This window comes from Lysobacter sp. Hz25, assembly GCF_046097045.1.
Classification (GTDB): domain Bacteria; phylum Pseudomonadota; class Gammaproteobacteria; order Xanthomonadales; family Xanthomonadaceae; genus Lysobacter; species Lysobacter antibioticus_B.
This window is the reverse complement of record NZ_CP175666.1, coordinates 1373380-1396414: the sequence shown is the minus strand read 5'-3', so window position 1 is coordinate 1396414 and position 23035 is coordinate 1373380. Positions and strand designations below refer to the sequence as shown.

Sequence of the window (23035 nt, the reverse complement as noted above, 5' to 3'; positions counted from 1 at the left end):
ATTGAAGGAGACGCCGGAGGCCGGCAGGGCGCGGTCGCGGCTTGCGCCGCTCCTACCCTCGCGACGGCACGCCGCTTCGATCAATATCATCGGCAGCGCTGCTTCTGCGCGTTCCTTGGTCGCGACTAACGTCGCTCCTACAGGGATGGAACTCTGCTCTTGCTAGAAACATGCACCGCGACGGCCCGAACTCCCGGGCCGTCGCTTTTCGTCGATCGCAGTACATTTCGCGGATCGGCGGATCGGCTATAAAGAGGACCTCGCCGCTGCGGGCGCCTGCGATCGGCCCGGCCCAGCGGCCCCGCCGCGAATGCCCGAGGTGTCCGCCATGCGTTCGACCGTTGCGCTGTTGCTGTCCCTGGCGATTTCGAACGTCATCGCCGCGCCCGCCAAGCGCGAACAGATCATGCTGCTGCAAGGCAAACCCGCCGGCCAGCAGATCGTCGAAACCGCGAACGACGGCAGCACGCGCGTCGAATACCAGTACAGCGACCGCGGCCGCGGCGACCACCTCAAGACCGAATGGACGCTCGATGCCGCCGGTATTCCGGTCGAGTACCGCGGCAGCGGCCACAACTATCTGAAAGTTTCGGTCGAAGAGAGCTTCAGCGTGCGCGACGGCAAGGCGCGCTGGAAGAACGACAGCGAGCAAGGCGAAAAGGCCCTGACCGCGCCGGCCTTTTTCCTGCCGCTCAACGCCACCCCGGAAATCCAGGGCGTGCTGGTGCGGGCGCTGCTGAAAGCGCCCGAGCGCAAGCTCGCGCTGCTGCCGGCCGGCGAGGCGCGGCTCGACAGCGCCGGCACCCTTGAGGTGACGACGGCCAAGGGGCCGGCGACCCTGTCCTTGTATCGCGTGTCAGGGCTCGACTACACGCCCGGCTCGGTCTGGCTGGACGCGGAAGGCAACACGGCCGCGCTGATCATGGCCTCGGGCTGGGTCTCGATCCTCTCCCCCGAATACAAGGATTCGCTCGCCAAACTGATCGAATTCCAGGAACGCGCCGGCGCCGAGTGGTCGCTGAGGTTGGCGCGCGAACTGACCCACACGCCGAAAGGCCCGTTGTTGATCCGCAACGCGCGCCTCTACGACCCACGCGACCTGTCGGTGACGCCGAACACCAGCGTCCTGGTCGAAGGCGAACGCATCGTCCGCGTCGCCGCCGACGCCGCGCTCAAGCCACCGGCTAACGCGGAGATCCTCGACGCCGGCGGCCGCTTCCTGATGCCCGGCCTGTGGGACGTGCACAAGCATTACGGCGACTCCGACGGCGCGATGGACATCGCCAACGGCGTCACCAGCAGCCGCGACGTCGCCAACAACACCGACGCCTTCCTGGACAAGGTCAAGCGCTTCGAGGCCGGCACCGAGATCGGCCCGCGCGTGCTCGCCGCCGGCTTCATCGACGGCCCCGGGCCTTACGCCGGCCCGACCAAGATGCTGGTCGACACGCCCGAGGAAGCGATCAAGGCGGTCGATTGGTACGCCAACCACGGCTACATGCAGATCAAAAGCTATTCCTCGCTGAAACCCGAGCTGGTGCCGGTGATCGCCGACCGCGCCCATGCCCGCGGCCTGCGCTACAGCGGCCACGTGCCCGCCTTCATGTCGGCGCGCCAGTTCATCGAAGCCGGCGCCGACGAGCTGCAGCACATCCTGTTCGTCGAACTCAACTTCCTTTATCCGCGCGTGCAGGAAACCCGCACCATGGCGCGGCTGACCGAGCCGGCCGCGCATGCCGCCGAGTTTCCGCCGGAACGCGCCGAGGTCCGCGATTTCATCGCCTTCCTCAAGCGCACGCATACCGTGCTTGACCCGACCATGGGCATCGCCGAAGACCTGTTCGCCGGCGACCCGCAGAGCAAGGTCCCGCCCGGCTTGAAGACGGTCGCGCCGCGACTGCCGCCGCAGGCGCAACGCAACCTGAGCTGGGGCTCGTTGAAGGTACCCAAAGGCGAGGAACACGCCTACGCACAATCCTTCCCGACCATGCTGCGCGTGCTCAAGGCACTGCACGACGCCGGCGTGACGATCATCCCCGGCACCGACGCCCTGGCCGGCTACATGTTGCACTCCGAGTTGATCCTGTACGCCCGCGCCGGCATCGCCAACGCCGAAGTACTGCGCCTGGCGACGCTGACCCCGGCGCAAGTGCTCGGTGTCGACAAGGACCGCGGCGTGATCGCCCCCGGCAAGCTCGCCGACCTCGTGCTGATCGACGGCGACCCGATCCAGGACATGAACGACATCCGCAAAGTCGACGCCGTATTCAAGGGCGGCAAGCGCTACGACCCGGCGCAGATCGAGAAGGCGTTGGGGATCGTGCCGCGCAAGGCGGCTGATTGAGATCCCTGGATGCTGGCCGATGGGTCGGCGCGCTACGACTGCTATGATCCGCGCCGCCATTCCGGCATTCGGTCACGGTCCAGGGGGATCCATGAAATTTGCTGTGTTACGAAACACATTGCTTGCTCTCACGCTTTGCTTCGGCGGCGCCGCCGTCGCTCAGGACACGGCGAGCACGATCACCGTCCCGGCCGCGACCGGCACGCTCCTGCTGGAGATCAAACCGTTCAACAGCGAAAAGCCGTTGCCGAAAAAAGTCGATAAGCAATTGCGTAACGGCGGCCTGGAATGGGGCGTCAAGGACAACCAAGTCGTCTTCACGATGATCGGCAAGCAGTTCCTTGATTTCCCTATCAATCATATGACCCGCTACGGCCAGTCCGAGTCGCTTGCCCTGCCGGCCGGCGACTATCGCATCACCGGCGTGGGCCTGGAAATGAACACCGCTTTCAGCGTGCAGAAGATCTTGGATAAAGGCGCCTTCGTCAACGAGAACGTGGTCGTCTTCCGTATCGAACCGGGCAAGACCACCACGCTGGGCATCAACCCGGTGATTTACAAGGACGCGACCTTCGCGGTCAATTTCTGGATGCCGACTTTGATGGCCAGCGTCCGTACCGACGCCGGCGCCTCCGAAGAGAAAGCCTTGAACGAGCGCGGCGAAACCTCGATCGCCTGGCCCGACTACAAAGGCCCGTTGAAGTTCGTCGCCAAGTAAATCCGTCCGGCACGTTGCCGTTGCCGTTGCCGTTGCCGTTGCCGTTGCCGTTGCCGTTGCCGTTGCCGTAAAGATTTTGCGGTTGCTGTGCGCCGATAGGCACTCGCGAAGGCAATAGAAGACCCGAAGGGCGGCGCGCAGGGATGCGCGCCGTTTTTCATCGGGACATGGATGTCCCGTATGAAAAAGCCCCGCGTATGCACCGCTCACGCGGGCTTGTGATTCAAAGCAAAAGCATTTTTCTTTGGTGACTTTCTTTTGTTGCTTTAGACAAAAGAAAGTTACCCGCCGCTTTAGTGGCGGAAGCTTTTAGCGTTTGATCTTGCTGGTATGAAAGCCATAAGCAAGTGCAAAGCTTCCGTCCGCTACGCGGCCGGGTTACTTTCTTTTGCTAAGCCCAAAAGAAAGTAACCAAAGAAAAGGGCTCTCCTTGCAAGGGCACAGGCCACGAGTGCGATGCCGGCGCCGGGATTTTTCGATAGGACATCCTTGTCCTATCGAAAAACGGCGCACGTCCTGTGCGCCGCCGTCCGGGTCTCCAGGTGTTCTCGCAAGCTCGTCGCTGCGCCAAGCTTTTCACAGCAACAGCAACAGCAAAGCTGCCGCTCTTGGGTAGCAGCGGCGCAAGCCGCGACCGGCAACCGACGGATGACGATGAAAAAACAAAGGCCCGCGAATCGCGGGCCTTTGCGGGTCATACGGCATCCGTTGCGCCGATCAATCCTTGCCGAACACCAGATGCCCACCCTGCGCATCCACGCGGATCGTGTCGCCGCTGACGAACTCGCCGCTGAGGATCTTCTGCGCGAGCGGGTTCTCCAACTGCTGCTGCACCGCGCGCTTGAGCGGTCGTGCGCCGTAGACCGGGTCGAAACCGACGTTGCCGATCAGGGCCAGGCCGGCATCCGACAGCGCCAGCTTCAGACCGCGCTCGGCGAGGCGCTTTTCCAGGCCGTGCAGCTGGATCTTGGCGATCTCGCGTATCTGGCTCTTGTCGAGCGGATGGAACACGACGATGTCGTCGAGGCGATTGATGAACTCGGGACGGAAGTGCGCCTGCACCACGCCCATCACCGCCGCCTTCATCTGCGTATAGCCCTCGGGCGTGTCGTCGGAATTCATCTCCTGGATCATCTGCGAGCCCAGGTTCGAGGTCATCACGATCACCGTGTTGCGGAAATCGACGGTGCGGCCCTGGCCATCGGTCAGACGGCCGTCGTCGAGCACCTGCAACAGGATGTTGAACACGTCCGGATGCGCCTTCTCGACCTCGTCGAGCAGGATCACGCTGTAGGGACGGCGACGCACGGCTTCGGTCAGGTAGCCGCCTTCTTCGTAGCCGACGTAGCCCGGAGGCGCGCCGACCAGGCGGCTGACCGCGTGCTTCTCCATGAACTCGCTCATGTCGATGCGGATCATCGCGTCGGCCGAGTCGAACAGAAACTCGGCCAGCGCCTTGCACAACTCGGTCTTGCCGACGCCGGTCGGGCCGAGGAACAGGAACGAACCGCTCGGACGGTTCGGGTCGGACAGGCCGGCGCGCGAACGCCGCACCGCGTCGGACACCACCCGCACGGCTTCGTCCTGGCCGACCACGCGCGCGTGCAGGGCCTGCTCCATCTTCAGCAACTTGTCGCGCTCGCCTTCGAGCATCTTCGCCACCGGGATGCCGGTCCAGCGCGCGACGACTTCGGCGATCTCTTCGGCGGTGACCTTGTCCTGCAGCAGCTTGAAGCCCTGGGTCTCGGCTTCCTGCGCGGCCTTGAGCTGCTTCTCCAGCTCCGGCAGCTTGCCGTACTGGATTTCGCTCATGCGCGCGTAATCCTGAGTGCGCTGCGCGGCTTCCAGGTCGAGCTTGGCCTGCTCGATCTGTTCCTTGATCTTGGTCGCGCCCTGCAAGGTCGCCTTCTCGGCCTTCCAGATTTCCTCCAGGTCGTTGAACTCGCGCTCGAGCGTGGCGATCTCGGCTTCAAGATCGGCCAGGCGCTGCTTGGACTCGGCGTCCTTCTCCTTCTTCAGCGCCTCGCGCTGGATCTTGAGCTGGATCAGGCGGCGTTCCTTGCGGTCGAGTTCCTCGGGCTTGGAGTCGATCTCCATGCGGATGCGCGAGGCGGCTTCGTCCATCAGGTCGATGGCCTTGTCGGGCAGCTGGCGGTCGGCGATGTAGCGATGCGACAGGGTCGCCGCGGCGACGATCGCCGGGTCGGTGATCTCGACGCCGTGGTGCACGGCGTAACGCTCCTTGAGGCCGCGCAGGATCGCGATGGTATCCTCGACCGTCGGCTCACCGACGAACACCTTCTGGAAGCGGCGTTCGAGTGCGGCGTCTTTCTCGACGTACTTGCGGTATTCGTCGAGCGTGGTCGCACCGATGCAATGCAGCTCGCCGCGCGCGAGCGCGGGCTTGAGCATGTTGCCGGCGTCCATCGCGCCCTCGGCCTTGCCGGCGCCGACCATGGTATGCAGCTCGTCGATGAACAAGATCACCTGGCCCTCGTTCTTGGCCAGGTCGTTGAGCACCGCCTTGAGGCGTTCCTCGAACTCGCCGCGGAACTTGGCGCCCGCGATCAACGCGCCCATGTCGAGCGACAGCACGCGCTTGCCGCGCAGGCCTTCGGGCACTTCGTTGTTGATGATGCGCTGGGCCAGGCCCTCGACGATCGCGGTCTTGCCGACGCCGGGTTCGCCGATCAGCACCGGGTTGTTCTTGGTCCGGCGTTGCAGCACCTGGATGGTGCGGCGGATCTCTTCGTCGCGGCCCACCACCGGGTCGAGCTTGCCGGACTCGGCGCGCGCGGTCAGGTCGATGCAGTATTTTTCCAGCGCCTGCCGCTGTTCTTCGGCGTTTTCGGATTGCACGCTTTCGCCCCCGCGCAGTTTGTCGATGGCCGGTTCGAGCTTGGCCTTGGTGGCGCCGGCCGCCTTCAGCGCGCGGCCGACTTCGCCGCTGTCGTCGAGCGCGGCAAGCAGGAACAATTCGCTGGCGATGAAGGCATCGTTGCGCTGCTGCGCCAGCTTGTCGGTGACGTTGAGCAGGCGCGCCAGGTCGTTGCCGACCGAGACTTGCCCGGCCTGGCCCGACACCTTGGGCAGCTTCTCCAGCGCCTCGCCGAGGCGCTCACGCAACAGCGGCACGTTGACGCCGGCCTGGGCCAGCAGCGGGCGCGTGCTGCCGCCGCTCTGCTCGAGCAGCGCGGTCAGCAGATGCGCCGGCTCGATGACGCTGTGGTCGCGCCCGACCGCGAGCGATTGCGCGTCCGACAGCGCCTGCTGGAAGCGCGAGGTAAGCTTGTCCATCCGCATGAGTGGTCTCTCCGAAGGTATGGCGGCCCGGGGCGCGAGTGTCGCGCCGCGGCCGCGAATGACCTGTTAATGCGGGCTGGAGGGGGCGATTCAAGGCGGGACGGGGTTTCCGGGGGCCGCCAGTTGGCCGGTTCGGCAACTGACTGCAAAAGCAAATCCCCCCTGCCCCCCTTTTCCAAAGGGGGGTACTGCGGAACGCACAGGGGAATCTTGTCCGGCAGCGTGGCGCTGCCCGACGCCCCCTTTGCAAAGGGGGCGAGCGCCCGGCGTTGGTCCGGAGCCTGATCGGCGCTATAGCGCGGGGGACTTGCTTTGGGTCGCGCTATGGCGACTCAGCAAAGCCAAAGCAAAGCCCCCCTGCCCCCCTTTTTCAAAAGGGGGGATCTGCTTGCGCGGTGTTCCGGGGGCGATAGAAAGCGGTATGGAACCGAGGATCAAACCAGAGAGGATCAGACCAGGCTGTTCGGCTGCAGGATCTCGACCCAATACCCGTCCGGGTCCTTGATGAAGGCGATGTTCTTCATGCGACCGTCGCTGAGGCGTTTCTGGAAAGCGACGCCGAGTTGCTCGAAGCGCGCGCAGGCGGCTTCGATGTCGGGCACCGACACGCAGATGTGGCCGAAGCCGCGCGGGTCGCTGTTGCCGTCGTGGTAGGCGAAATCCGCGTCGTCCTCGGTGCCGTGGTTGTGGGTCAGTTCGAGTACGCCGCGCTGGCTCAGCAACCATTCGCCGCGCGCGGGTTCTTCGGCTGGGATCTGCGCGGGGTCGGCCACCAGCACCAGGAAGTACAGGCTGAACTTGGCTTCGGCGAAGTCGCGCTTGCGCACCAGGGTGAAGCCGAGCACGCGGGTGTAGAAGTCCAGCGACTGGCGCGGATCTTTCACCCGCAGCATGGTGTGGTTGAAGACGAAGTCGCGGGTGGCGGCTTCCGGGCGCGCGGTCACGCCGGGCACGGCGTCGAGTTCGTTCTGCAAGGACATGGCGTGGGCCGGTTCAAAGGGGAATAGACGATCTGCGGGCAAACCCGGCCGCTCTCAAGCCTGCGGCTCGGCCGGCACGGCATTGCGTTGCAAAGACAGCAAGCCCAGCAAAACCGCCAGGCCGACGTAGGCACCGATGAATTGCAGGGCAATCGTGCGCTGCAGCCCCTCCAGCGCCCACAGCAGATAAATGCCGCCGCGCGGGTCGACCGAGTGGATGATGCCGAACAGGCTCAACGCCGCGCCGACCAACAGGAACACGGCAGCGCGACGCAGGCGGCCGTCGACCATCGCCGCGACCGCCGAGGTCCAGATCATCGAGGTCATGATGAAGCCGTTGCCGAGGGTCACGATGACCGCGAGCTCGGGCAGGCCGTGGCCGTCGAGCGCGTTCATGAGCTGCGCATGGTGGTCCGGGGCGATCCAGCCCGGGTTGCCGGTCTTGATCGCCAGCATGTAGGCCACCGACGGCAGGAAGCCGAACACCATCGCGGTCGCGTGCTTGCTCGGCGTGGCCTGGAAGGCCTGGGTGGTGATGTCGAGGGCGACGTAGACGATGATCGGCGCGAGCACCGCCAGCGGCAGCCACTGCACCAGTCCGGAAACGATGCCGAGGATGCCGCCGAGGCCGATGAACAAGCCGGTCAACAAGGTGTAACCGCTACGCGCGCCCATGTGCTTGTAGGCGGGCTGGCCGATGTAAGGCGTGGTCTGGGCGACGCCGCCGCAGAAGCCGGCGACCAGGGTCGAAAAGGCCTCGGCCAGCAGGATGTCGCGGGTGCGGTAATCATCGCCGGCGGCGCGCGCGCTTTCGCTGACATTGATGCCGCCGACCACCATCAGCAGGCCGAACGGCAACAGCAGCGGCAGATAAGGTTTGGTGTAGGCCAGGCCGTCGATGAAGCCCAGGCTCGGCCACGGCAACACGAAGCGCAGCGGCGCCGGCTCGGGCCACTCGAAGCCAGGCGCTCCCAACCCAACCGCCCCGAAGCCGTAATACAACACCGTGCCAAACACGAACGCCAGAAACACCCCCGGCAGCTTCACCGGCAAACGCCCCTTCGCGATCAGCACATACAACAGCAACCCCAAAGTGATGAAACCCACCATCGGCGAACGCAGGGTCTCGATCAGCGGCAGGAAGCCCATCAACACCAGGGCCACGCCGGCGATCGAACCGAGCAGACCGGCGCGCGGAATCAGGCGGGTGACGGTGTCGCCGGCGAACGACAATACGAACTTCAGCACGCCCATCACCACCAGCGAGGCCATGCCGAGTTGCCAGGTGGCGACGGCGGCGGCCTGTTCGTCCATGCCCTGCTGTTTGAACCCGACGAAGGCCGGGCCGAGCACGAGCAAGGCCATGCCGATGCTGGTCGGCGCATCCAGGCCCAGCGGCATTGCGGTGACGTCGTCGCGACCGCTCTTGGCCGCCAGGCGCCGCGCCATGAAGGTGTAGATCAGGTTGCCGACCAGCACGCCGAACGCGGTGCCGGGAAACATGCGCGTATAGACGACCTCGGCCGGAAAACCGAAGATGCCGATCAGGGCCGCGGAGATGAAGCCGAGGATCGACAGGTTGTCGACGACCAGGCCGAAGAAGCCGTTTAGATCGCCTGCTACCAGCCAGCGGCGCGGCGCGGCGGCGCTCATCGGCCCCACCCTGCACTGCGGGCGGTGGCGACAGCGGCGGGAAGAACGCGGAAACTCGATGGCGTCATGTCGGTGCTCGAAACGCGAAAGGCGACGCATCCCTGCCCGGTGGAACCCGCGCTCCGTGTGCGGGTGGATTGCGATAGGTGGCGATGCGGAAAACTCGCACCAAGGGCTCGATCGCACTGGTCGGATTTCGTGAACTCGCCGCTGGCGACCGCGAACTCGCAAACGCGACGCCCCCATCGACGCCCCGGGGAAATCCGCAGATCTCGCCGCAGACCCGGCCTTCCCGGAGCATAGAACCTCACGCCCCCTCTGGGGACCCGACAGAGGAAACGCAGCAGCCCAGATAAGAACACTCCGGCCCGCCGCACGCGCTCAGCCCTCGACGTCCAACCAGCCGCGATAGCGCACCAACAAGCCCACGACCGGCAACTGCGCGGCGACGTCGAAGTGATAGCGCCCGTCGCGCTCGAACTCGCGCGCGCGCACGCCGGCGAACCAGCCCGACGGCAGGGGCAGCCCTAGCGCACGCACCCGCACCAACCGCCACGACAGGCCGGGCTCGTCCGCGCTCGCCCCGCTTTCGCCATCCACCGCCCCCACCGGCCCGTCGGCGAGCTGGGCCGGCATCACCGCCGACGACACTGTCACCTGCGCGCTGCCGAGCGACATCACGCCCGAGGCCGCCGCATCGGGCAACTCGCCGGCCAGGTCCAGCGCGAACGCGAACCGCATCGGCCCCAGGCGTTCGAACACCAGGCCATCGCGCTCGACCAGCCGCGAGCGCATCGCCGATTTGCCGAAACGCCGGGTCCAGGTCTCGCCGCGCGCGTTGGCGTCGATCTCGACCTCGATCGGCCCGGCATGCGCCTTGGGCAGGCGGGCGATGCGCGCGAACAGCCGCGAGCACAGCCCGCGCCCGCGTTCGACCTGGGCTTCGCCACGATAGGTCCGGCGCCCGCCCTGGCCATGCAGCAGCCGCAAGGTTCGCGGCAAGTAGACGAAACGCACCCCGAGCGCGCGCGGATACAGCCCCTCGCGCGCACCCAATCGCACCGCATCCCGCTCCGGCGCCTGCTTCACTGCCTGATTTCGCATTTACAGCCCGCGCAGATCGTCCGGCACCGTGTACTCGCGGCCGTCATAGGCCAGGCGCACGCTGCTCTTCTTGGTCGGGCCGGGCACTTCTTTGCAGTCCTTGTCGTCGAGCTCGTTGCGAGTGCTTTCCTCGACGCTGTTGACGCGCAGGCCGGCATAGCCGCGGTCGCGCTTGGCGTCGATCGCGACGGTGCGCTGCACGTTCTCGAATTCGCCGGCGCAATTGGTGTCCCACTCGCCGCGCTCTTTCGACACTTCCAGCTTGCTCAGCACCGGCCGCAGCTTGGCGCCGTCGACGACGTACAGGTTCATCACCGTGCTGCCGTAGGGGTTCGGGCGCGACGAACCGGTGTAACCGATGCGCACGCCGAAGGCCGTGGTGCTCTCGTTGAGGCGATAACGCGCGGTGTCCAGGGTCACCGAGCTGATCCGCACCGCATCGGACTGCAACGCGTCGTCCTCGCGGTAGCGCTGCAGGATCCGCGGACGCGCCGAATCGGCGACCAGCACTTCCAGGTCGGCGGTGTCGCTGTCCATGCCGGTCGCGGCCTGGTGACGCAGCCGCACCGCCAACAGGGTCTTGTCCGGCGAGGCCGGCCAGACCTTACAGGCCACTTCGCCGAGATTGATCCAACGCGTGGGCGAGCCGGCGGTGCGCAGCAGCTCGCCCTCATCGCCGGTTTCGCCGGCGCTGCCGGGATAGGCCGCCCGCAGCAGGTCGTAAACGCGCGCCTCGCAATCCGCCGCCATGGCGTCGGCGCAGAGCAGCGCGGTGAGGGATAAAGAAAGGGACAGGACCGTCCGTTGGGCCAAGAGAGTCATCATTGCATCCAGATGAGGGTCGCCATACGGCCGGTGCGGCGGTCGCGACGATGGGAGTAGAAGCGGTCGGGTTCGGAAATCGTGCACAACCCGCCGCCGTGGATATGATCGGCCGCCAGGCCGGCCTGCGCCAGACGCATCCGCGCCAGGGCATACAGATCGACGCGCCAATGCTGCGGCCGCGTGGCCACGAAGGCCGAGGCCGCCTCGGCATCGCCGGCGACGAAGGCCTCGCGCACTTCGGCGCCGATTTCGTAGTGCTGCGGACCCGCCGCCGGCCCGAGCCAGGCGCGCAAGCGTCCGGGCGTGGTGCGCATCGCCGCGACCGTCGCTTCGAGTATGCCGGCGGCCAGGCCGCGCCAGCCCGCATGGGCGGCGCCGACTTCGCTGCCGTCTTCGGCGGCGAACAGCACCGGCAGGCAATCGGCGGTGAGGATCGCCAGCACCGTGCCGGGGCTGGAGGTCACCGAGGCGTCGCCGACCGGTTCGTCGCCGGCCTCGCTGCGGCCGTCGAAACGCACCACCTGGACGCCATGCACCTGATGCAGCCAACGCGGCGGCGACGGCAAGCCCGCACGTTCGACCAGCAGCTCACGATTACGCGTCACCGCGGCCGGATCGTCGCGGTCGCTGCCGTAGCGCGTGCCGAGATTGAAGCGATCGAACGGCGCCTGCGACACGCCCAGACCGCCGCGCACCGTGGTGAAACCGTGCACGGACGCGGCCATCGGCCACTGCGCATCGATCCACGGCGCGGCGTCCGAGGTCATCGGCCAGCCTCGGCGGCGGCGCGAGTGTCGGCGCCCAGCTCAGCGACCAGATGGCGCAGGTCGGCCGGCACCGGCGCGGTGCAGCGGATCGGCTCGCCGCTGACCGGATGGACGAACTCCAGGGTCTCGGCGTGCAGGGCCTGGCGCTTGAAGCCGCGCAGGGCTTCGACCAGGCCGTCGGTCGCGCCCTTGGGCAGCTTGAGCGGGCCGCCGTACAAGGGGTCGCCGACGATCGGGTGCTTCAGATGCGCCATGTGCACGCGGATCTGGTGGGTGCGCCCGGTTTCCAGGCGGCATTCGAGCAGGGTGTGGGCGCGAAAGCGCTCGCGCAGGCGGTAATGGGTGACCGCATCGCGGCCGTCCTCGCGCACCGCCATGCGCAGGCGATCGCGCGGGTGGCGGTCGATCGGCGCGTTGGCGGTGCCGCCAGAGACCAGCGCACCGACCACCACCGCGAGGTATTGGCGGTGCACTTCGCGCGCCGACAGCTGTTCGACCAGCGAGGTATGCGCGGGCAGGGTGCGGGCCACGACCATGACCCCGGAGGTGTCCTTGTCGAGGCGGTGGACGATGCCCGCCCGCGGCAGGGTCGCCAGGCCGGGATCGCGGTGCAGCAAGGCGTTGACCAGGGTGCCGGCGTGGTTGCCGGCGCCCGGGTGGACGACCAGCCCGGCCGGCTTGTCGAGGACGATCACGTCGGCGTCCTCGTACAGCACGTCCAGGGCGATGTCCTCGGCCTCGGCGCGGGTCTGGATGTCGAGGACGACGGTCAGCTCGACCGACTCCCCGCCCTGGACCGGATCGCGCGGCCGCACCTCGCGGCCGTTCAGGCGCGCGTCGCCGGACTTGATCCAGGTGGCCAGGCGCGAGCGCGAGTAATCGGGGAACAGTTCGGCCAGAACCGCATCGAAGCGGCGCCCGGCGGCGCTGTCGGGCACGGTGGCGGTAAGGGTCTGGCGGGGCTCGGTCATCGGAGGGGTCTATACGGCGGCGGGGAGACGGGATCGGTTAAGGGGCACGACCCGCGGACTGCTATTATCGGCGCTTCGTGCCTCCGGCGCCCGTCGATGCCTGCCATGACTGTACGTTTTGCCTCTTCCCGCGGACTTGTTCGCCTGTTTTGCCTGCTGCTGATCGTGGTTTTCGCTGCCTCCGGCTGCAGCCGCGTCGGCAAGATGTTCAAAAAGGACAAAGACGCGGACGAAGGCCAGCCGGTCGAGGCCATCTACCAGAAGGCCCACGGCTCGATGGTCAACGGCAACTGGGCCTCGGGCGAGGCGAGCTTCAAGCGCCTGGTCGCGCAGTACCCCTATGGCCCCTATACCGAGCAGGCTCTGGTCGAAACGGCCTACGCCCAGTACAAGTCGGGCAAGCACGACGACGCGATCAGCAGCATCGACCGCTTCATCCGCACCTACCCGACCCACCGCAACGTCGCCTACCTGTACTACCTGCGCGGGTTGGTGAACTCCAGCCGCGACACGGTGTTCCTGCAGCGCGTCTGGCGCCTGGACGTCAGCCGCCGCGACCTGTCGACGCCGATGCAGGCCTACAACGACTTCCTGATCGTGGTCGAGCGTTATCCGAACAGCCGCTACGCCGAGGACGCGCGCAAGCGCATGCTCGCCCTGCGCGACACCTTCGCCCGCCACGAGCTCGACGTGTCCCTGTACTACCTGCGCCGCACCGCCTTCGTGGCCTCGGCCGACCGGGCCAAGTACCTGCTCGAGACCTATCCGCAGAGCCGCTATCAGAACGATGCGGTCGCGGTGCTGATGAAGGCCTACGAAGGCCTGGGCAACCAGACCCTCGCCGCCGACGCCAAGCGCGTGCTGCAGCAGAACGACGCCACCCACCCGGCGCTGTCGGAAGACTGGCCGGACTACCCGAGCAACCTGCGCAAGCTCAACCCGTTCGCGGGCGAGAAGTCGGCCGTCGACAACCGCGACCGCGACGAAGAGAAGCGCAAGCAGTAAGCGCCCGCTTCGCCGCACAGCACCAAAGAAAACGCCGCCCTCGGGCGGCGTTTTTTGTGGCGGATCGAGCCTGCCCGGGCGCCACCGCTGCCCCTGTAAGAGCGGCGTGAGCCGCGACCGCGCTAACGCGGCAACGACGCAAGCGCGGTTTCGCGCGGCGGAGGACCGGGCTTCGGGGGCGTGGTATCGATCGCTTCCCGGGCGCCGCCGCTGCCCCTGTAGAAGCGGCGTGAGCCGCGACCGTGCCGCCGCGGCAACGACGCAAGCGCGGTTTCGCGCGCGGAGGACCGGGCTTCGGGTCAGGGCGTGGTATCGATCGCTTCGGTTGCTCGCGGCTCACGCCGCTCCTACTAGAACGCTACGCGCTCAACCGACGTAACCGTTCGTGATCGGATAACGACGCTCGCGGCCGAACGCCCGCCGCGAGACCTTCGGCCCCGGCGCGGCCTGATGCCGCTTCCATTCGCTGATGCGCACCAGGCGCAGCACCTTGTCGACCGTCGCCGGATCGAAGCCGACCGCGACGATCTCGTCGCGCGACTGCTCCTGGTCGACATGACGCAACAGGATCGCGTCGAGCACGTCATAAGGCGGCAAGGAATCCTGGTCCTTCTGGTTCTCGCGCAACTCGGCCGAGGGCGGACGATCGATCACCGCCCACGGAATCACCGGCGCGCCGGCGATCGCGTTGCGCCAGCGCGCGAGCGCGAACACCTCGGTCTTGTACAAGTCCTTGATCGGCGCGTAACCGCCGCACATGTCGCCGTAGATGGTGGCGTAGCCGACCGCGTACTCGCTCTTGTTGCCGGTGGTCAGCAGCAGGCCGCCGAACTTGTTGCTCATCGCCATCAACAGCGCGCCGCGGGTGCGCGATTGCAGGTTTTCCTCGGTGACGTCGACCGCCTTGTCGGCAAACACCTCAGCCAGCGTGTCCAGATAGCCCTGGAACGGCTTCTCGATCGGCAGCGCCAGCAGACGCACGCCCTGGCTCGCGCATTGTTCGGCGGCCAGGTCGTTGGACAGGTCGGCGGTGTAGCGCGAGGGCATGCGCACCGCGACTACGTTCTCGGCGCCGAGCGCATCGACCGCGACCGCCATCACCAGCGAGGAATCGATGCCGCCCGACAGCCCCAGCCAGACCTTGTCGAAGCCGTTCTTGCGGCAGTAGTCGCGGGTGCCGCGCACCACCGCACGCCAGGCCAGCGAGTCGCGGCCCTCGTCCTGCTCGGCCGGCCAAGCCACCGGCACGAAGCTGCGGTCTTCGTCGCGATAGTCGGCGAGCAGCCAGTGGTCCTCGAACGCGGTCGCGGCCGGATGCACATGGCCGTTGCCGTCGGCGAGCACCGAGGCGCCGTCGAACACCAGGGCGTCCTGGCCGCCGACGACGTTGAGATAGGCCAGCGCGACGCCGGTTTCCTTGGCCCGCACTTCCAGCAGCGCATCGCGCTGGGCGTGCTTGTCGCGCTCGAACGGCGAGGCGTTCGGCACCAGCACCAGGCGGGCGCCGGCGGCCGCGGTCGCGGCGAGCGGCTCGGCGAACCACAGGTCTTCGCAGATCACCAGGCCGACCGCGACGCCCTCGACCTCGAACACGCAGGCCTCGCCGTCGGGATCGACGTCGAAGTAGCGGCGCTCGTCGAACACCGCGTAGTTCGGCAGCTCGCGTTTGCGGTACGTGGTTTCGATGCGCCCGTCGCGCAGCACGCTGGCGGCGTTATAGACCACCGCGCCGGCGGCCTGCGGCCAACCGACCACCGCGACGATGCCGCGCGCGGCCTGGGCGATCCGCACCAGCGCGGCCTCGCACTCGGCGAGGAAACTCGGCCGCAGCAGCAGGTCTTCCGGCGGATAACCGCTGACCGCGAGTTCGGGAAACAGCACCACGTCGGCGCCGTGCCGGTCGCGGGCCTCGACGATCATCGCCGCGATGCGGTCGGCGTTCTTTTCGACCGCACCGACCGGGAAGTCGAACTGGGCCAGGGCGATGCGCAGGGTCTTGGACATGGGGGCGATAGGAGGATTAGGCAGGGAACGGCGGCCTGGGCCGACAGCATGGCAGACCAGCGCGGCATGGATCCGTTCCAGCACCGCCTCGGTCTGCGTCAGGACGTCATTGTTCCAGAATCTGAGGACGCGGTAGCCGTGGGAGCGCAGGCAACGGCTCCGGACCACATCGGCCTGGCGGTCGGCGTGCTGGCCGCCGTCGACTTCGACGATGACGCCGAGTTCCAGGCAAGCAAAGTCAGCCACATACGGAGCGATTGGATGCTGACGCCGGAACTTGCAGCCCATCAGCACCCGGTTGCGCAGGAAGAACCACAGTTTGCGTTCGGCGTCGGTCATGGCTCGACGCAAGCGACGGGCGAAGTCGCGTTTCTGGCCTGGACGCATCCTTGCGCTCCTGTGCCTGGGAGCGGCCAGTGTGGCGCTTGCGCTTCAGGCTTTCTGTAGGAAAAAGCGGCCCTCACCCCAACCCCTCTCCCGCAAGCGGGAGAGGGGCTCAGTCTGGGCTGCGGGTAAGTGTTCCCTGTATCCACGGCGCACTCAATCTCGGCATCCCGAAGTTCCAGGACTCTCGCAGAGCCCAGGCCTCGAAGGCACCGTCTTTAAAGCCCCTCTCCCGTTCACGGGAGAGGGGTTGGGGTGAGGGCACGCCCTGCCATCCCCGCCAAAAAAAGGCCGCCCGAAGGCGGCCTCTTCCCAACAACGATTTAGCGAACCGGCCGCTTACTTGGCCAGACGCTTGGCGATCGCCGCACCGAGGTCGCCCGGCGACTTCACCGTGGTGACGCCGGCCTTTTCCATCGCCGCGAACTTGCCTTCGGCCGTGCCCGAACCGCCCGAGGCGATCGCACCGGCGTGGCCCATGCGCTTGCCCTTCGGCGCCGAAGCGCCGGCGATGAAGCCGACCACCGGCTTGGTCACGTACTGGGCGATGAACTCGGCCGCTTCTTCCTCGGCCGAACCGCCGATCTCACCGACCATGATGATGCCTTCGGTCTGCGGGTCGTCCTGGAACCACTTCAGCGCGTCGATGAAGTTGGTGCCGTTGATCGGGTCGCCGCCGATGCCGATGCAGGTCGACTGGCCCAGGCCCACGTCGGTGGTCTGCTTGACCGCTTCATAGGTCAGCGTGCCCGAACGCGAGACGATGCCGATCTTGCCCGGCTTGTGGATGTGGCCCGGCATGATGCCGATCTTGCACTCGCCCGGGGTGATGACGCCGGGGCAGTTCGGACCGACCAGGACTACGTCGTCGAAACCGTTGAGCGTGTTCTTGACGCGCAGCATGTCCAGCACCGGAATGCCTTCGGTGATGCACACGATGACCTTGATGCCGGCAGCGGCCGCTTCCAGGATCGCGTCGGCCGCGAACGGCGGCGGCACGTAGATGACCGATGCGTCGGCGCCGGTTTCGTTGACGGCGTCGCGCACGGTGTTGAAGACCGGCAGGCCGAGGTGCTGAGTGCCGCCCTTGCCCGGGGTCACGCCACCGACGACCTTGGTGCCGTACTCGAGCATCTGTTCGGCGTGGAAGGTGCCCTGCGAGCCGGTGAAGCCCTGCACGATCACTTTCGTGTTCTTGTTGATCAAAACGGACATGTCATTAGCCCCTTACTTGCCAGCGACGGCGGCAACCGCCTTCTTCGCGCCATCGTTGATGTTGTCGGCCGGGGTAATGGCCAGACCCGAATTCTTCAGCAGTTCCTTGCCTGCTTCCACGTTGGTGCCTTCAAGACGCACGATCACCGGCACCTTGACGTCGACTTCCTTGACCGCGGCGATGATGCCCTCGGCGATCATGTCGCAGCGGACGATGCCGCCGAAGATGTTGACGAAGATCGCCTCGACCTTGTCCGAGCTGAGAATCAGCTTGAACGCCTCGGTCACGCGCTCCTTGGTGGCGCCGCCGCCGACGTCGAGGAAGTTGGCAGGCGAGCCGCCTTCCAGCTGGATGACGTCCATGGTCGCCATCGCCAGACCGGCGCCGTTGACCATGCAACCGATGTTGCCGTCCATGGTGACGTAGTTGAGATCGTGCTGGCTGGCCAGCACCTCGGTCTCGTCTTCCTGACGGATATCGCGCATCGCGGCGAGATCCTTGTGGCGGAAGGTCGCGTTGTCGTCGCTGTTGACCTTGCCGTCGAGCACGGCCAGGTTGCCGTTGGTAAGAATCGCCAGCGGGTTGAGTTCGACCAGCGCCAGGTCCTTCTCGTTGAACAGCTTGTACAGGCCCAGCATGATCGTGGTCAGCTGGCCGGCCTGCTTGGCGGTGAGGCCGAGGTCGAAGGCGAGCTCACGGCACTGGTAGGCCTGCAGGCCCTGCACGTAGTTGACGTGCACGGTCTTGATCGCGTCCGGGGTTTCCTCCGCGACCTTCTCGATGTCCACGCCGCCTTCGGCCGAAGCGATGAAGGTGACCGACTGGGTCGAGCGGTCGACCAAGATCGACAAATACAGTTCCTTGTCGATGTCGGTGCCTTCGGAGATCAGCACCGAATCGATCGGCAGAGCGACGCCGGCCGACTGGTAGGTCTCCATCTTGGTGCCGAGCATGGCCTGGGCGTACTGCTTCACTTCGTCGAAGTTCTTCGCCAGCTTGACGCCGCCGGCCTTGCCGCGGCCGCCTGCGTGGATCTGGGCCTTGACCACCCAAAGATCGCCCGGAATGGCCTTGGCGGCCGCAACGGCCTCATCGGGAGTGCGCGCAACGCGCCCGGCCGGCACTGCGATGCCGTAGTCGGCAAACAGCTGCTTTGCCTGATATTCGTGAAAATTCATGCGTCACCGAGGGGAGTGAAAGACGTCCCGCAGGTGCATGCGGCCGGAAGCCGGAGCACGCGCGAGGGGGCCGCATTGTCGCCGATCGGGGCGGGCCGAAGCAAAACCCGCCATTCCGGCCGCCCAGGCCGGCCTGAGCGTCCCCCGCCCCCCTTCCCGCCCGCTTCGGCCCCAGCCGCGCAATCGGCGCAGGCCGGGACAAGCCAGTCGCCCTATACTGATCGACACTCCGCCCGCGCAGGGAAAACCCGCTTGCCGTCAGGTCTCGCCCCCGTCAGTCCGGCCGATGCCGACCTCGCGCTGCGCCGCGAACTCTATTTCTTCACCCTGTACCGCCTGCTGGAAGCCGCCTTGCTGGTGTTCTTCCTGTTCGGACCGGTGGCGGACCTGATCGGAGCGCCGCGCCACGACCTGTTCGCGCGCTCGCTGGCCCTGGCCTATCTGTTCATCGCCAGCCTGCTGTTCTTGTTCAGCCGTCGCGGCGAGCTGCGCAGCCAGGTCTTCGCCGGCATCGCCAGCGACCTGTTCTTCGGCATCCTTGCGATCCACGCCCTGCCGCGCGCCGGCACCGGCATCGCCCTGATGCTGATGTTCAATGTCGGCGCCGCAGCCCTGCTGCTGCGTGCCCGCTACGGCATCGGCGCCGCGGTCGTGGCCTGCATCGGCCTGATCGGCGAATGGATCTGGAACGAGATCGGCGGCGAAAGCCTCGGCCGGACCGTCGCCGAGCCGATCATGTTCGCCCTGGGCTACCTCTCGATCGCCCTGCTGACCAATGCCCTCGGCCGGCAGATGCGCGAAACCCAGGACCTGGCCGAGCGCCGCGGCGCTGAGGCCGCCAACTACGCCGAGATCAACGAACTCATCATCCGCCGCATGCGCACCGGCGTGCTGCTGGTCGACGGCGAAGGCCGTCTGCGCCTGGCCAACGAGGCGGCCATGCTGCTGCTCGGCGACTCCGGCGAATACGACGGCCAGCGCCACGGCCATCGCGTGCTGGCGATCGCCTCGCCGGAACTGGCGCGCCGCCTGAGCCGCTGGCGCACCGAAGGCCGGCCTGACGAAAGCCCGCTGCAGCTCGCCCCGGACCTGCCCGAGGTGGTGCCGCGCTTCACCCGCCTGCTCGCCGGCAGCGACCAGACCCTGATCTTCCTCGACGACACCTCGTTGGTGTCGCGCCATGCCGAGTCGATCACCCTGGCCGCGCTCGGCCGCTTCTCGGCCAGCCTCGCCCACGAGATCCGCAACCCGCTCGCCGCGATCAACTACGCCGTGCAGTTGCTGGAGGAGTCGCACGACATCGCCATCTCCGACCGCCGCCTGCTCGAGATCGTGCGCCAGCAGGGCTCGCGCATGAACGGCATCGTCGAGAACGTCCTCGGCATGGCGCGGCGCGAGCCAGCCAAGCCCGAGCATGTCGAACTGATGGGGTTCGTGCGCCAATTCGTCGACGAATACCGCACCAGCCACCCGATCGAACAGGACACGCTGCGCGCGACCGGCCCGCGCAGCCAGGTCGAAGCCCTGGTCGACCCGAGGCAGTTGCACCAGGCCCTGACCGTACTGGTGCACAACGCCCTGACCTACGGCCGCATTCCCGGCCAACCGGCGCGGGTCACCGTGCACGTGTATTTCGATGAAGTCGGCCTGCCGGCGATCGACGTGCTCGACCGCGGCCCCGGCATTCCCGAGTCGGTCGCCGAACGCCTGTTCCGCCCGTTCTTCACCACCTCCAGCCACGGCACCGGCCTCGGCCTGTACATCGCGCGCGAGCTTTGCCGGGCCAATCAGGCCTCGCTCGACTTCGTGCCGGTGCCCGGCGGCGGCGGCTGTTTCCGCATCCGGCTCGCCGGAGCGAGCGCGCTGTCCCTGGTCTGAGCCATACTTGCGTGAGCGGATTCCCGATCGGGGATTCCCGAACCTGTGCGTCTTGGCCGCGACGGCCTCGTTAAGCTATCGTGGGCGGTGGAGGGCGCAATGGCAGAAACTCGTAGTGCATTGGTGGTCGATGACGAGCGCGATATTCGCGAGCTCCTCGTCATGACCTTGGGCCGCATGGGCCTGCGTTGCGACACCGCATCGGGCCTCGGCGAGGCGCGCAGCCAGCTGCTGCGCAATCGCTACGACCTGTGCCTGACCGACATGCGCCTGCCCGACGGCTCGGGCATGGACCTGGTCGCCGAGATCAGCCAGAAATACCCCAATACCCCGGTCGCGATGATCACCGCCTTCGGCAACGTCGAAGCCGCGGTCGACGCGCTCAAGGCCGGCGCCTTCGATTTCGTCGCCAAGCCGGTCGACCTGGCGGTGCTGCGCGATCTCGTGCGCCACGCCCTCGAACTCAACGACACCCGCCGCAGCGCCAGCGAAGCGGTCGGTTCGCGCCTGTACGGCGAATCGCCGGCGATGATCAAACTGCGCCAGACCATCGGCAAGGTCGCCCGCAGCCAGGCCCCGGTGTATATCGCCGGCGAGTCCGGCGTCGGCAAGGAACTGGTCGCGCGCACCATCCATTCCGAAGGCGGCCGCGCCGATGGCCCGTTCGTGCCGGTCAACTGCGGCGCGATTCCGGCCGAGCTGATGGAAAGCGAGTTCTTCGGCCACAAGAAAGGCAGCTTCACCGGCGCCCACGTCGACAAGCCCGGCCTGTTCCAGGCCGCCGACGGCGGCACCTTGTTCCTGGACGAAGTCGCCGAGCTGCCGCTGCCGATGCAGGTCAAGCTGCTGCGCGCGATCCAGGAAAAATCCATTCGCCCGGTCGGCGCCCAGGCCGAGCTCGTCGTCGACGTGCGCATCCTGTCGGCGACCCATAAGGACCTGGCCGCGCTCGTCGCCGAAGGCCGCTTCCGCCAGGACTTGTACTACCGCATCAACGTGATCGAGCTGCGCGTGCCGCCGTTGCGCGAACGCCTCGACGACCTGCCCGGCCTGGCCGCGAAGATCCTGCACCGCCTCGCCGGCAGCCAGGGCCGTCCGGTGCCGCGCCTCGGCGACGACGCCCAGGAAGCGCTGCGCGCCTACGGCTTCCCGGGCAACGTGCGCGAGCTCGAGAACATTCTCGAACGCGCGCTCGCCCTGGCCGAAGGCGAAGTCCTCAACGCCAGCGACCTGCGCCTGCCGCGCCTGGCCACCCAGGCCCCGCCGAACGAACTGCAGAACGCAGGCGCAGCGCCGCAGCAAGCGGCCGGCGCCGTCGACCCGCGCACCCTCAACCCGCGCGACACCGCGACCAGCGCCCTGCCTTCTTATATAGAAGAGATCGAGCGCGCCGCGATCCAGCAGGCGCTGCAGGAAAACCGCTACAACAAGACCCGCACCGCGGCCGCGCTCGGCATCACCTTCCGCGCGCTGCGCTACAAGCTCAAGAAGCTCGGGATCGACTGATCCGCGAGCGCTCGGCCGAACGACGTCATCGTTCGGTTGGGCCTGCCGCACCATCGACAGCATCGTCGCGAACGCAACGCGGCCGACGCACCTGCCGCGTCGTCGGCTATCGGTGGTCCGCAACAGACTCCTCGGTTATCGAGCACGCGGCTTTCCGCGCGCCCCATCGACGCGGCTCGCCCACTCATCGAAACGAAGCCTCGTGGCAGCTTGCGCATACGCAGCCGAAGCGCTTCGCCCCGCCATGCCGCGCCACTCGTGCACGCGCCGAACGCCTACATGCACGCGGCGACCGCCATCAGTCGCTGCAGGGCGCGGCCGCCGCCCGAACCAGGCCCTTGCGAGCGCCGCGAAACGCACCGTCGATTCGTTTTTCCTGCTCATTTGCCGTGGATCCGGCACCGGCCAAGCCTTGCGTGACGGGCGCCTCAGTTCCGGCCGATCAATGTGCAACATGACGCATTAGGTCACCATCACAGCCCTCCGACTGACCTTTTGCGTCACCCCGCCCAAGGTCTCGAACTCGCTTTACGTGACCTGACTATCACTTTCGATCCCCCGGTTCACGACAATGAAGGTTGGCATGGGATGTGCGTATTCCTTTATGCACGTGCGGCACGCACGGCTGCCGAAGGACCGAGCAATCGAGCCTGCAGGCACGTGAAGCAACTCAATCACTCCTAGGGGAAATACCATGAAGAAGCAGCAAGGCTTTACCCTCATCGAACTGATGATCGTCATCGCCATCCTCGGCATCCTGATCGCCATCGCTCTGCCGGCGTACCAGAACTACACCATCCGCACCAAGAACGCCGAGTGCCTGAACGTTTCCGCCGGCGCCAAGCTCGCCGTGTCCGAAACCGCTCAGGACCGTGGTTCGCTGGGCGCGATCACCGCCACCAACACCGGCTTCCAGTTCCAGCCGAGCCGTTACTGCAACACGATCGCCATCGGCGCCGGCACCGGCATCATCACCGCCGTCAGCCGTGACACCGGCGGCCCGAACGTGACCTTCACGCTGACCCCGCAGGCCGATCAGGGCCGCATCGACTGGAACTGCACCGCCGCTGGCCAGGCCAACGACGCGCAGATCCCGGCCGAATGCCGCGCTCCGTAATCGTTTAGCCGCATAGCGTTGCCGGAAGCCCCAGCCTTCGCGCTGGGGCTTCTTCTAAGTGCATTGGACGCATTAAGTACAT

The 23035-nt window shown here is 66.8% G+C and carries 16 protein-coding genes; 6 read left to right on the top strand and 10 right to left on the bottom strand.

Translation table 11 applies throughout. The annotated features are described in order from the left end of the window. Nucleotides 1–328 precede the first annotated feature (328 nt). Together ACKN61_RS05825 and ACKN61_RS05820 are read left to right on the top strand one after the other, a co-directional pair. The gene (locus ACKN61_RS05825) at nt 329–2344 is read left to right on the top strand and encodes an amidohydrolase family protein (RefSeq protein ID WP_408952694.1); all 2016 of its coding nucleotides are present in this window, start codon (nt 329–331) and stop codon (nt 2342–2344) included. A gap of 43 nt (nt 2345–2387) precedes the next feature. After that, on the top strand, nt 2388–3062 hold the full coding sequence (locus ACKN61_RS05820; RefSeq protein ID WP_408952693.1) for a hypothetical protein: 675 nt from the start codon (nt 2388–2390) through the stop codon (nt 3060–3062). 717 nt (nt 3063–3779) lie between these two features. Here ACKN61_RS05820 and clpB read toward each other — a convergent pair. From clpB to rluD, 7 genes are all read right to left on the bottom strand, one after another. Continuing rightward, nucleotides 3780–6365, bottom strand: a complete 2586-nt coding sequence (gene clpB, locus ACKN61_RS05815; protein WP_408952692.1) for an ATP-dependent chaperone ClpB — start codon at nt 6363–6365, stop codon at nt 3780–3782. 449 nt (nt 6366–6814) lie between these two features. Further along, complete coding sequence (gloA, locus tag ACKN61_RS05810) at nt 6815–7345, bottom strand: lactoylglutathione lyase (protein WP_031371636.1); 531 nt, start codon at nt 7343–7345, stop codon at nt 6815–6817. Nucleotides 7346–7399: 54 nt separating this feature from the next. Next, nucleotides 7400–8998 (bottom strand): hypothetical protein, encoded by a 1599-nt coding sequence (locus ACKN61_RS05805; RefSeq protein ID WP_408952691.1) that lies wholly within the window; start codon nt 8996–8998, stop codon nt 7400–7402. A 381-nt stretch (nt 8999–9379) separates the two neighbouring features. Further along, nucleotides 9380–10087 carry a DUF4166 domain-containing protein gene (locus tag ACKN61_RS05800; RefSeq protein ID WP_408952690.1) on the bottom strand — a complete coding sequence of 236 codons (708 nt, stop codon included), beginning with the start codon at nt 10085–10087 and terminating at the stop codon, nt 9380–9382. Between the two features lie 15 nt (nt 10088–10102). Further along, the gene (locus tag ACKN61_RS05795) at nt 10103–10924 is read right to left on the bottom strand and encodes a hypothetical protein (protein WP_408952689.1); all 822 of its coding nucleotides are present in this window, start codon (nt 10922–10924) and stop codon (nt 10103–10105) included. Beyond that, on the bottom strand, nt 10924–11694 hold the full coding sequence (gene pgeF, locus ACKN61_RS05790; protein WP_408952688.1) for a peptidoglycan editing factor PgeF: 771 nt from the start codon (nt 11692–11694) through the stop codon (nt 10924–10926). The genes ACKN61_RS05795 and pgeF overlap by 1 nt, the downstream gene beginning before the upstream one ends. Beyond that, nucleotides 11691–12665 (bottom strand): 23S rRNA pseudouridine(1911/1915/1917) synthase RluD, encoded by a 975-nt coding sequence (rluD, locus tag ACKN61_RS05785; RefSeq protein WP_057916968.1) that lies wholly within the window; start codon nt 12663–12665, stop codon nt 11691–11693. The genes pgeF and rluD overlap by 4 nt, the downstream gene beginning before the upstream one ends. Before the next feature lie 105 nt (nt 12666–12770). Between rluD and ACKN61_RS05780 the strand changes: the two genes are divergently transcribed. Further along, entirely contained in the window at nt 12771–13670 is a 900-nt protein-coding gene (locus ACKN61_RS05780; RefSeq protein ID WP_408952687.1) for an outer membrane protein assembly factor BamD, read from the top strand. A gap of 366 nt (nt 13671–14036) precedes the next feature. Here ACKN61_RS05780 and ACKN61_RS05775 read toward each other — a convergent pair whose 3' ends face one another. The 3 genes from ACKN61_RS05775 to sucC all read right to left on the bottom strand — a co-directional run bounded on the left by ACKN61_RS05775 (nt 14037) and on the right by sucC (nt 18452). After that, nucleotides 14037–16013: an NAD+ synthase gene (locus ACKN61_RS05775; protein ID WP_408952686.1), complete on the bottom strand. Its 1977-nt coding sequence runs from the start codon at nt 16011–16013 to the stop codon at nt 14037–14039. Nucleotides 16014–16397: 384 nt separating this feature from the next. Then, on the bottom strand, nt 16398–17273 hold the full coding sequence (sucD, locus tag ACKN61_RS05770; RefSeq protein WP_031371627.1) for a succinate--CoA ligase subunit alpha: 876 nt from the start codon (nt 17271–17273) through the stop codon (nt 16398–16400). A gap of 12 nt (nt 17274–17285) precedes the next feature. Then, a complete protein-coding gene (gene sucC, locus ACKN61_RS05765; protein WP_223619744.1) occupies nt 17286–18452 on the bottom strand; it encodes an ADP-forming succinate--CoA ligase subunit beta in 1167 nt (388 codons plus the stop codon). Nucleotides 18453–18704: 252 nt separating this feature from the next. Between sucC and ACKN61_RS05760 the strand changes: the two genes are divergently transcribed. The 3 genes from ACKN61_RS05760 (at nt 18705) to ACKN61_RS05750 (ending at nt 22953) form a co-directional block, all read left to right on the top strand. Next, nucleotides 18705–20330 (top strand): PAS domain-containing sensor histidine kinase, encoded by a 1626-nt coding sequence (locus ACKN61_RS05760; protein WP_031371625.1) that lies wholly within the window; start codon nt 18705–18707, stop codon nt 20328–20330. Nucleotides 20331–20429: 99 nt separating this feature from the next. After that, a complete protein-coding gene (locus ACKN61_RS05755) occupies nt 20430–21836 on the top strand; it encodes a sigma-54-dependent transcriptional regulator (RefSeq protein ID WP_408952685.1) in 1407 nt (468 codons plus the stop codon). Nucleotides 21837–22530: 694 nt separating this feature from the next. Next, entirely contained in the window at nt 22531–22953 is a 423-nt protein-coding gene (locus ACKN61_RS05750; RefSeq protein ID WP_408952684.1) for a pilin, read from the top strand. Nucleotides 22954–23035 lie beyond the last annotated feature (82 nt).

What these genes read in the sequence shown, in the direction of transcription:
- ACKN61_RS05825 (WP_408952694.1), top strand. Translation starts at nt 329, where the DNA reads ATGCGTTCGACCGTTGCGCTGTTGCTGTCCCTGGCGATTTCGAACGTC.
- ACKN61_RS05820 (WP_408952693.1), top strand. Translation starts at nt 2,388, where the DNA reads ATGATCCGCGCCGCCATTCCGGCATTCGGTCACGGTCCAGGGGGATCC.
- clpB (WP_408952692.1), bottom strand. Translation starts at nt 6,365, where the DNA reads ATGCGGATGGACAAGCTTACCTCGCGCTTCCAGCAGGCGCTGTCGGAC.
- gloA (WP_031371636.1), bottom strand. Translation starts at nt 7,345, where the DNA reads ATGTCCTTGCAGAACGAACTCGACGCCGTGCCCGGCGTGACCGCGCGC.
- ACKN61_RS05805 (WP_408952691.1), bottom strand. Translation starts at nt 8,998, where the DNA reads ATGAGCGCCGCCGCGCCGCGCCGCTGGCTGGTAGCAGGCGATCTAAAC.
- ACKN61_RS05795 (WP_408952689.1), bottom strand. Translation starts at nt 10,924, where the DNA reads ATGACTCTCTTGGCCCAACGGACGGTCCTGTCCCTTTCTTTATCCCTC.
- pgeF (WP_408952688.1), bottom strand. Translation starts at nt 11,694, where the DNA reads ATGACCTCGGACGCCGCGCCGTGGATCGATGCGCAGTGGCCGATGGCC.
- rluD (WP_057916968.1), bottom strand. Translation starts at nt 12,665, where the DNA reads ATGACCGAGCCCCGCCAGACCCTTACCGCCACCGTGCCCGACAGCGCC.
- ACKN61_RS05780 (WP_408952687.1), top strand. Translation starts at nt 12,771, where the DNA reads ATGACTGTACGTTTTGCCTCTTCCCGCGGACTTGTTCGCCTGTTTTGC.
- ACKN61_RS05775 (WP_408952686.1), bottom strand. Translation starts at nt 16,013, where the DNA reads ATGACCGACGCCGAACGCAAACTGTGGTTCTTCCTGCGCAACCGGGTG.
- sucD (WP_031371627.1), bottom strand. Translation starts at nt 17,273, where the DNA reads ATGTCCGTTTTGATCAACAAGAACACGAAAGTGATCGTGCAGGGCTTC.
- sucC (WP_223619744.1), bottom strand. Translation starts at nt 18,452, where the DNA reads ATGAATTTTCACGAATATCAGGCAAAGCAGCTGTTTGCCGACTACGGC.
- ACKN61_RS05755 (WP_408952685.1), top strand. Translation starts at nt 20,430, where the DNA reads ATGGCAGAAACTCGTAGTGCATTGGTGGTCGATGACGAGCGCGATATT.
- ACKN61_RS05750 (WP_408952684.1), top strand. Translation starts at nt 22,531, where the DNA reads ATGAAGAAGCAGCAAGGCTTTACCCTCATCGAACTGATGATCGTCATC.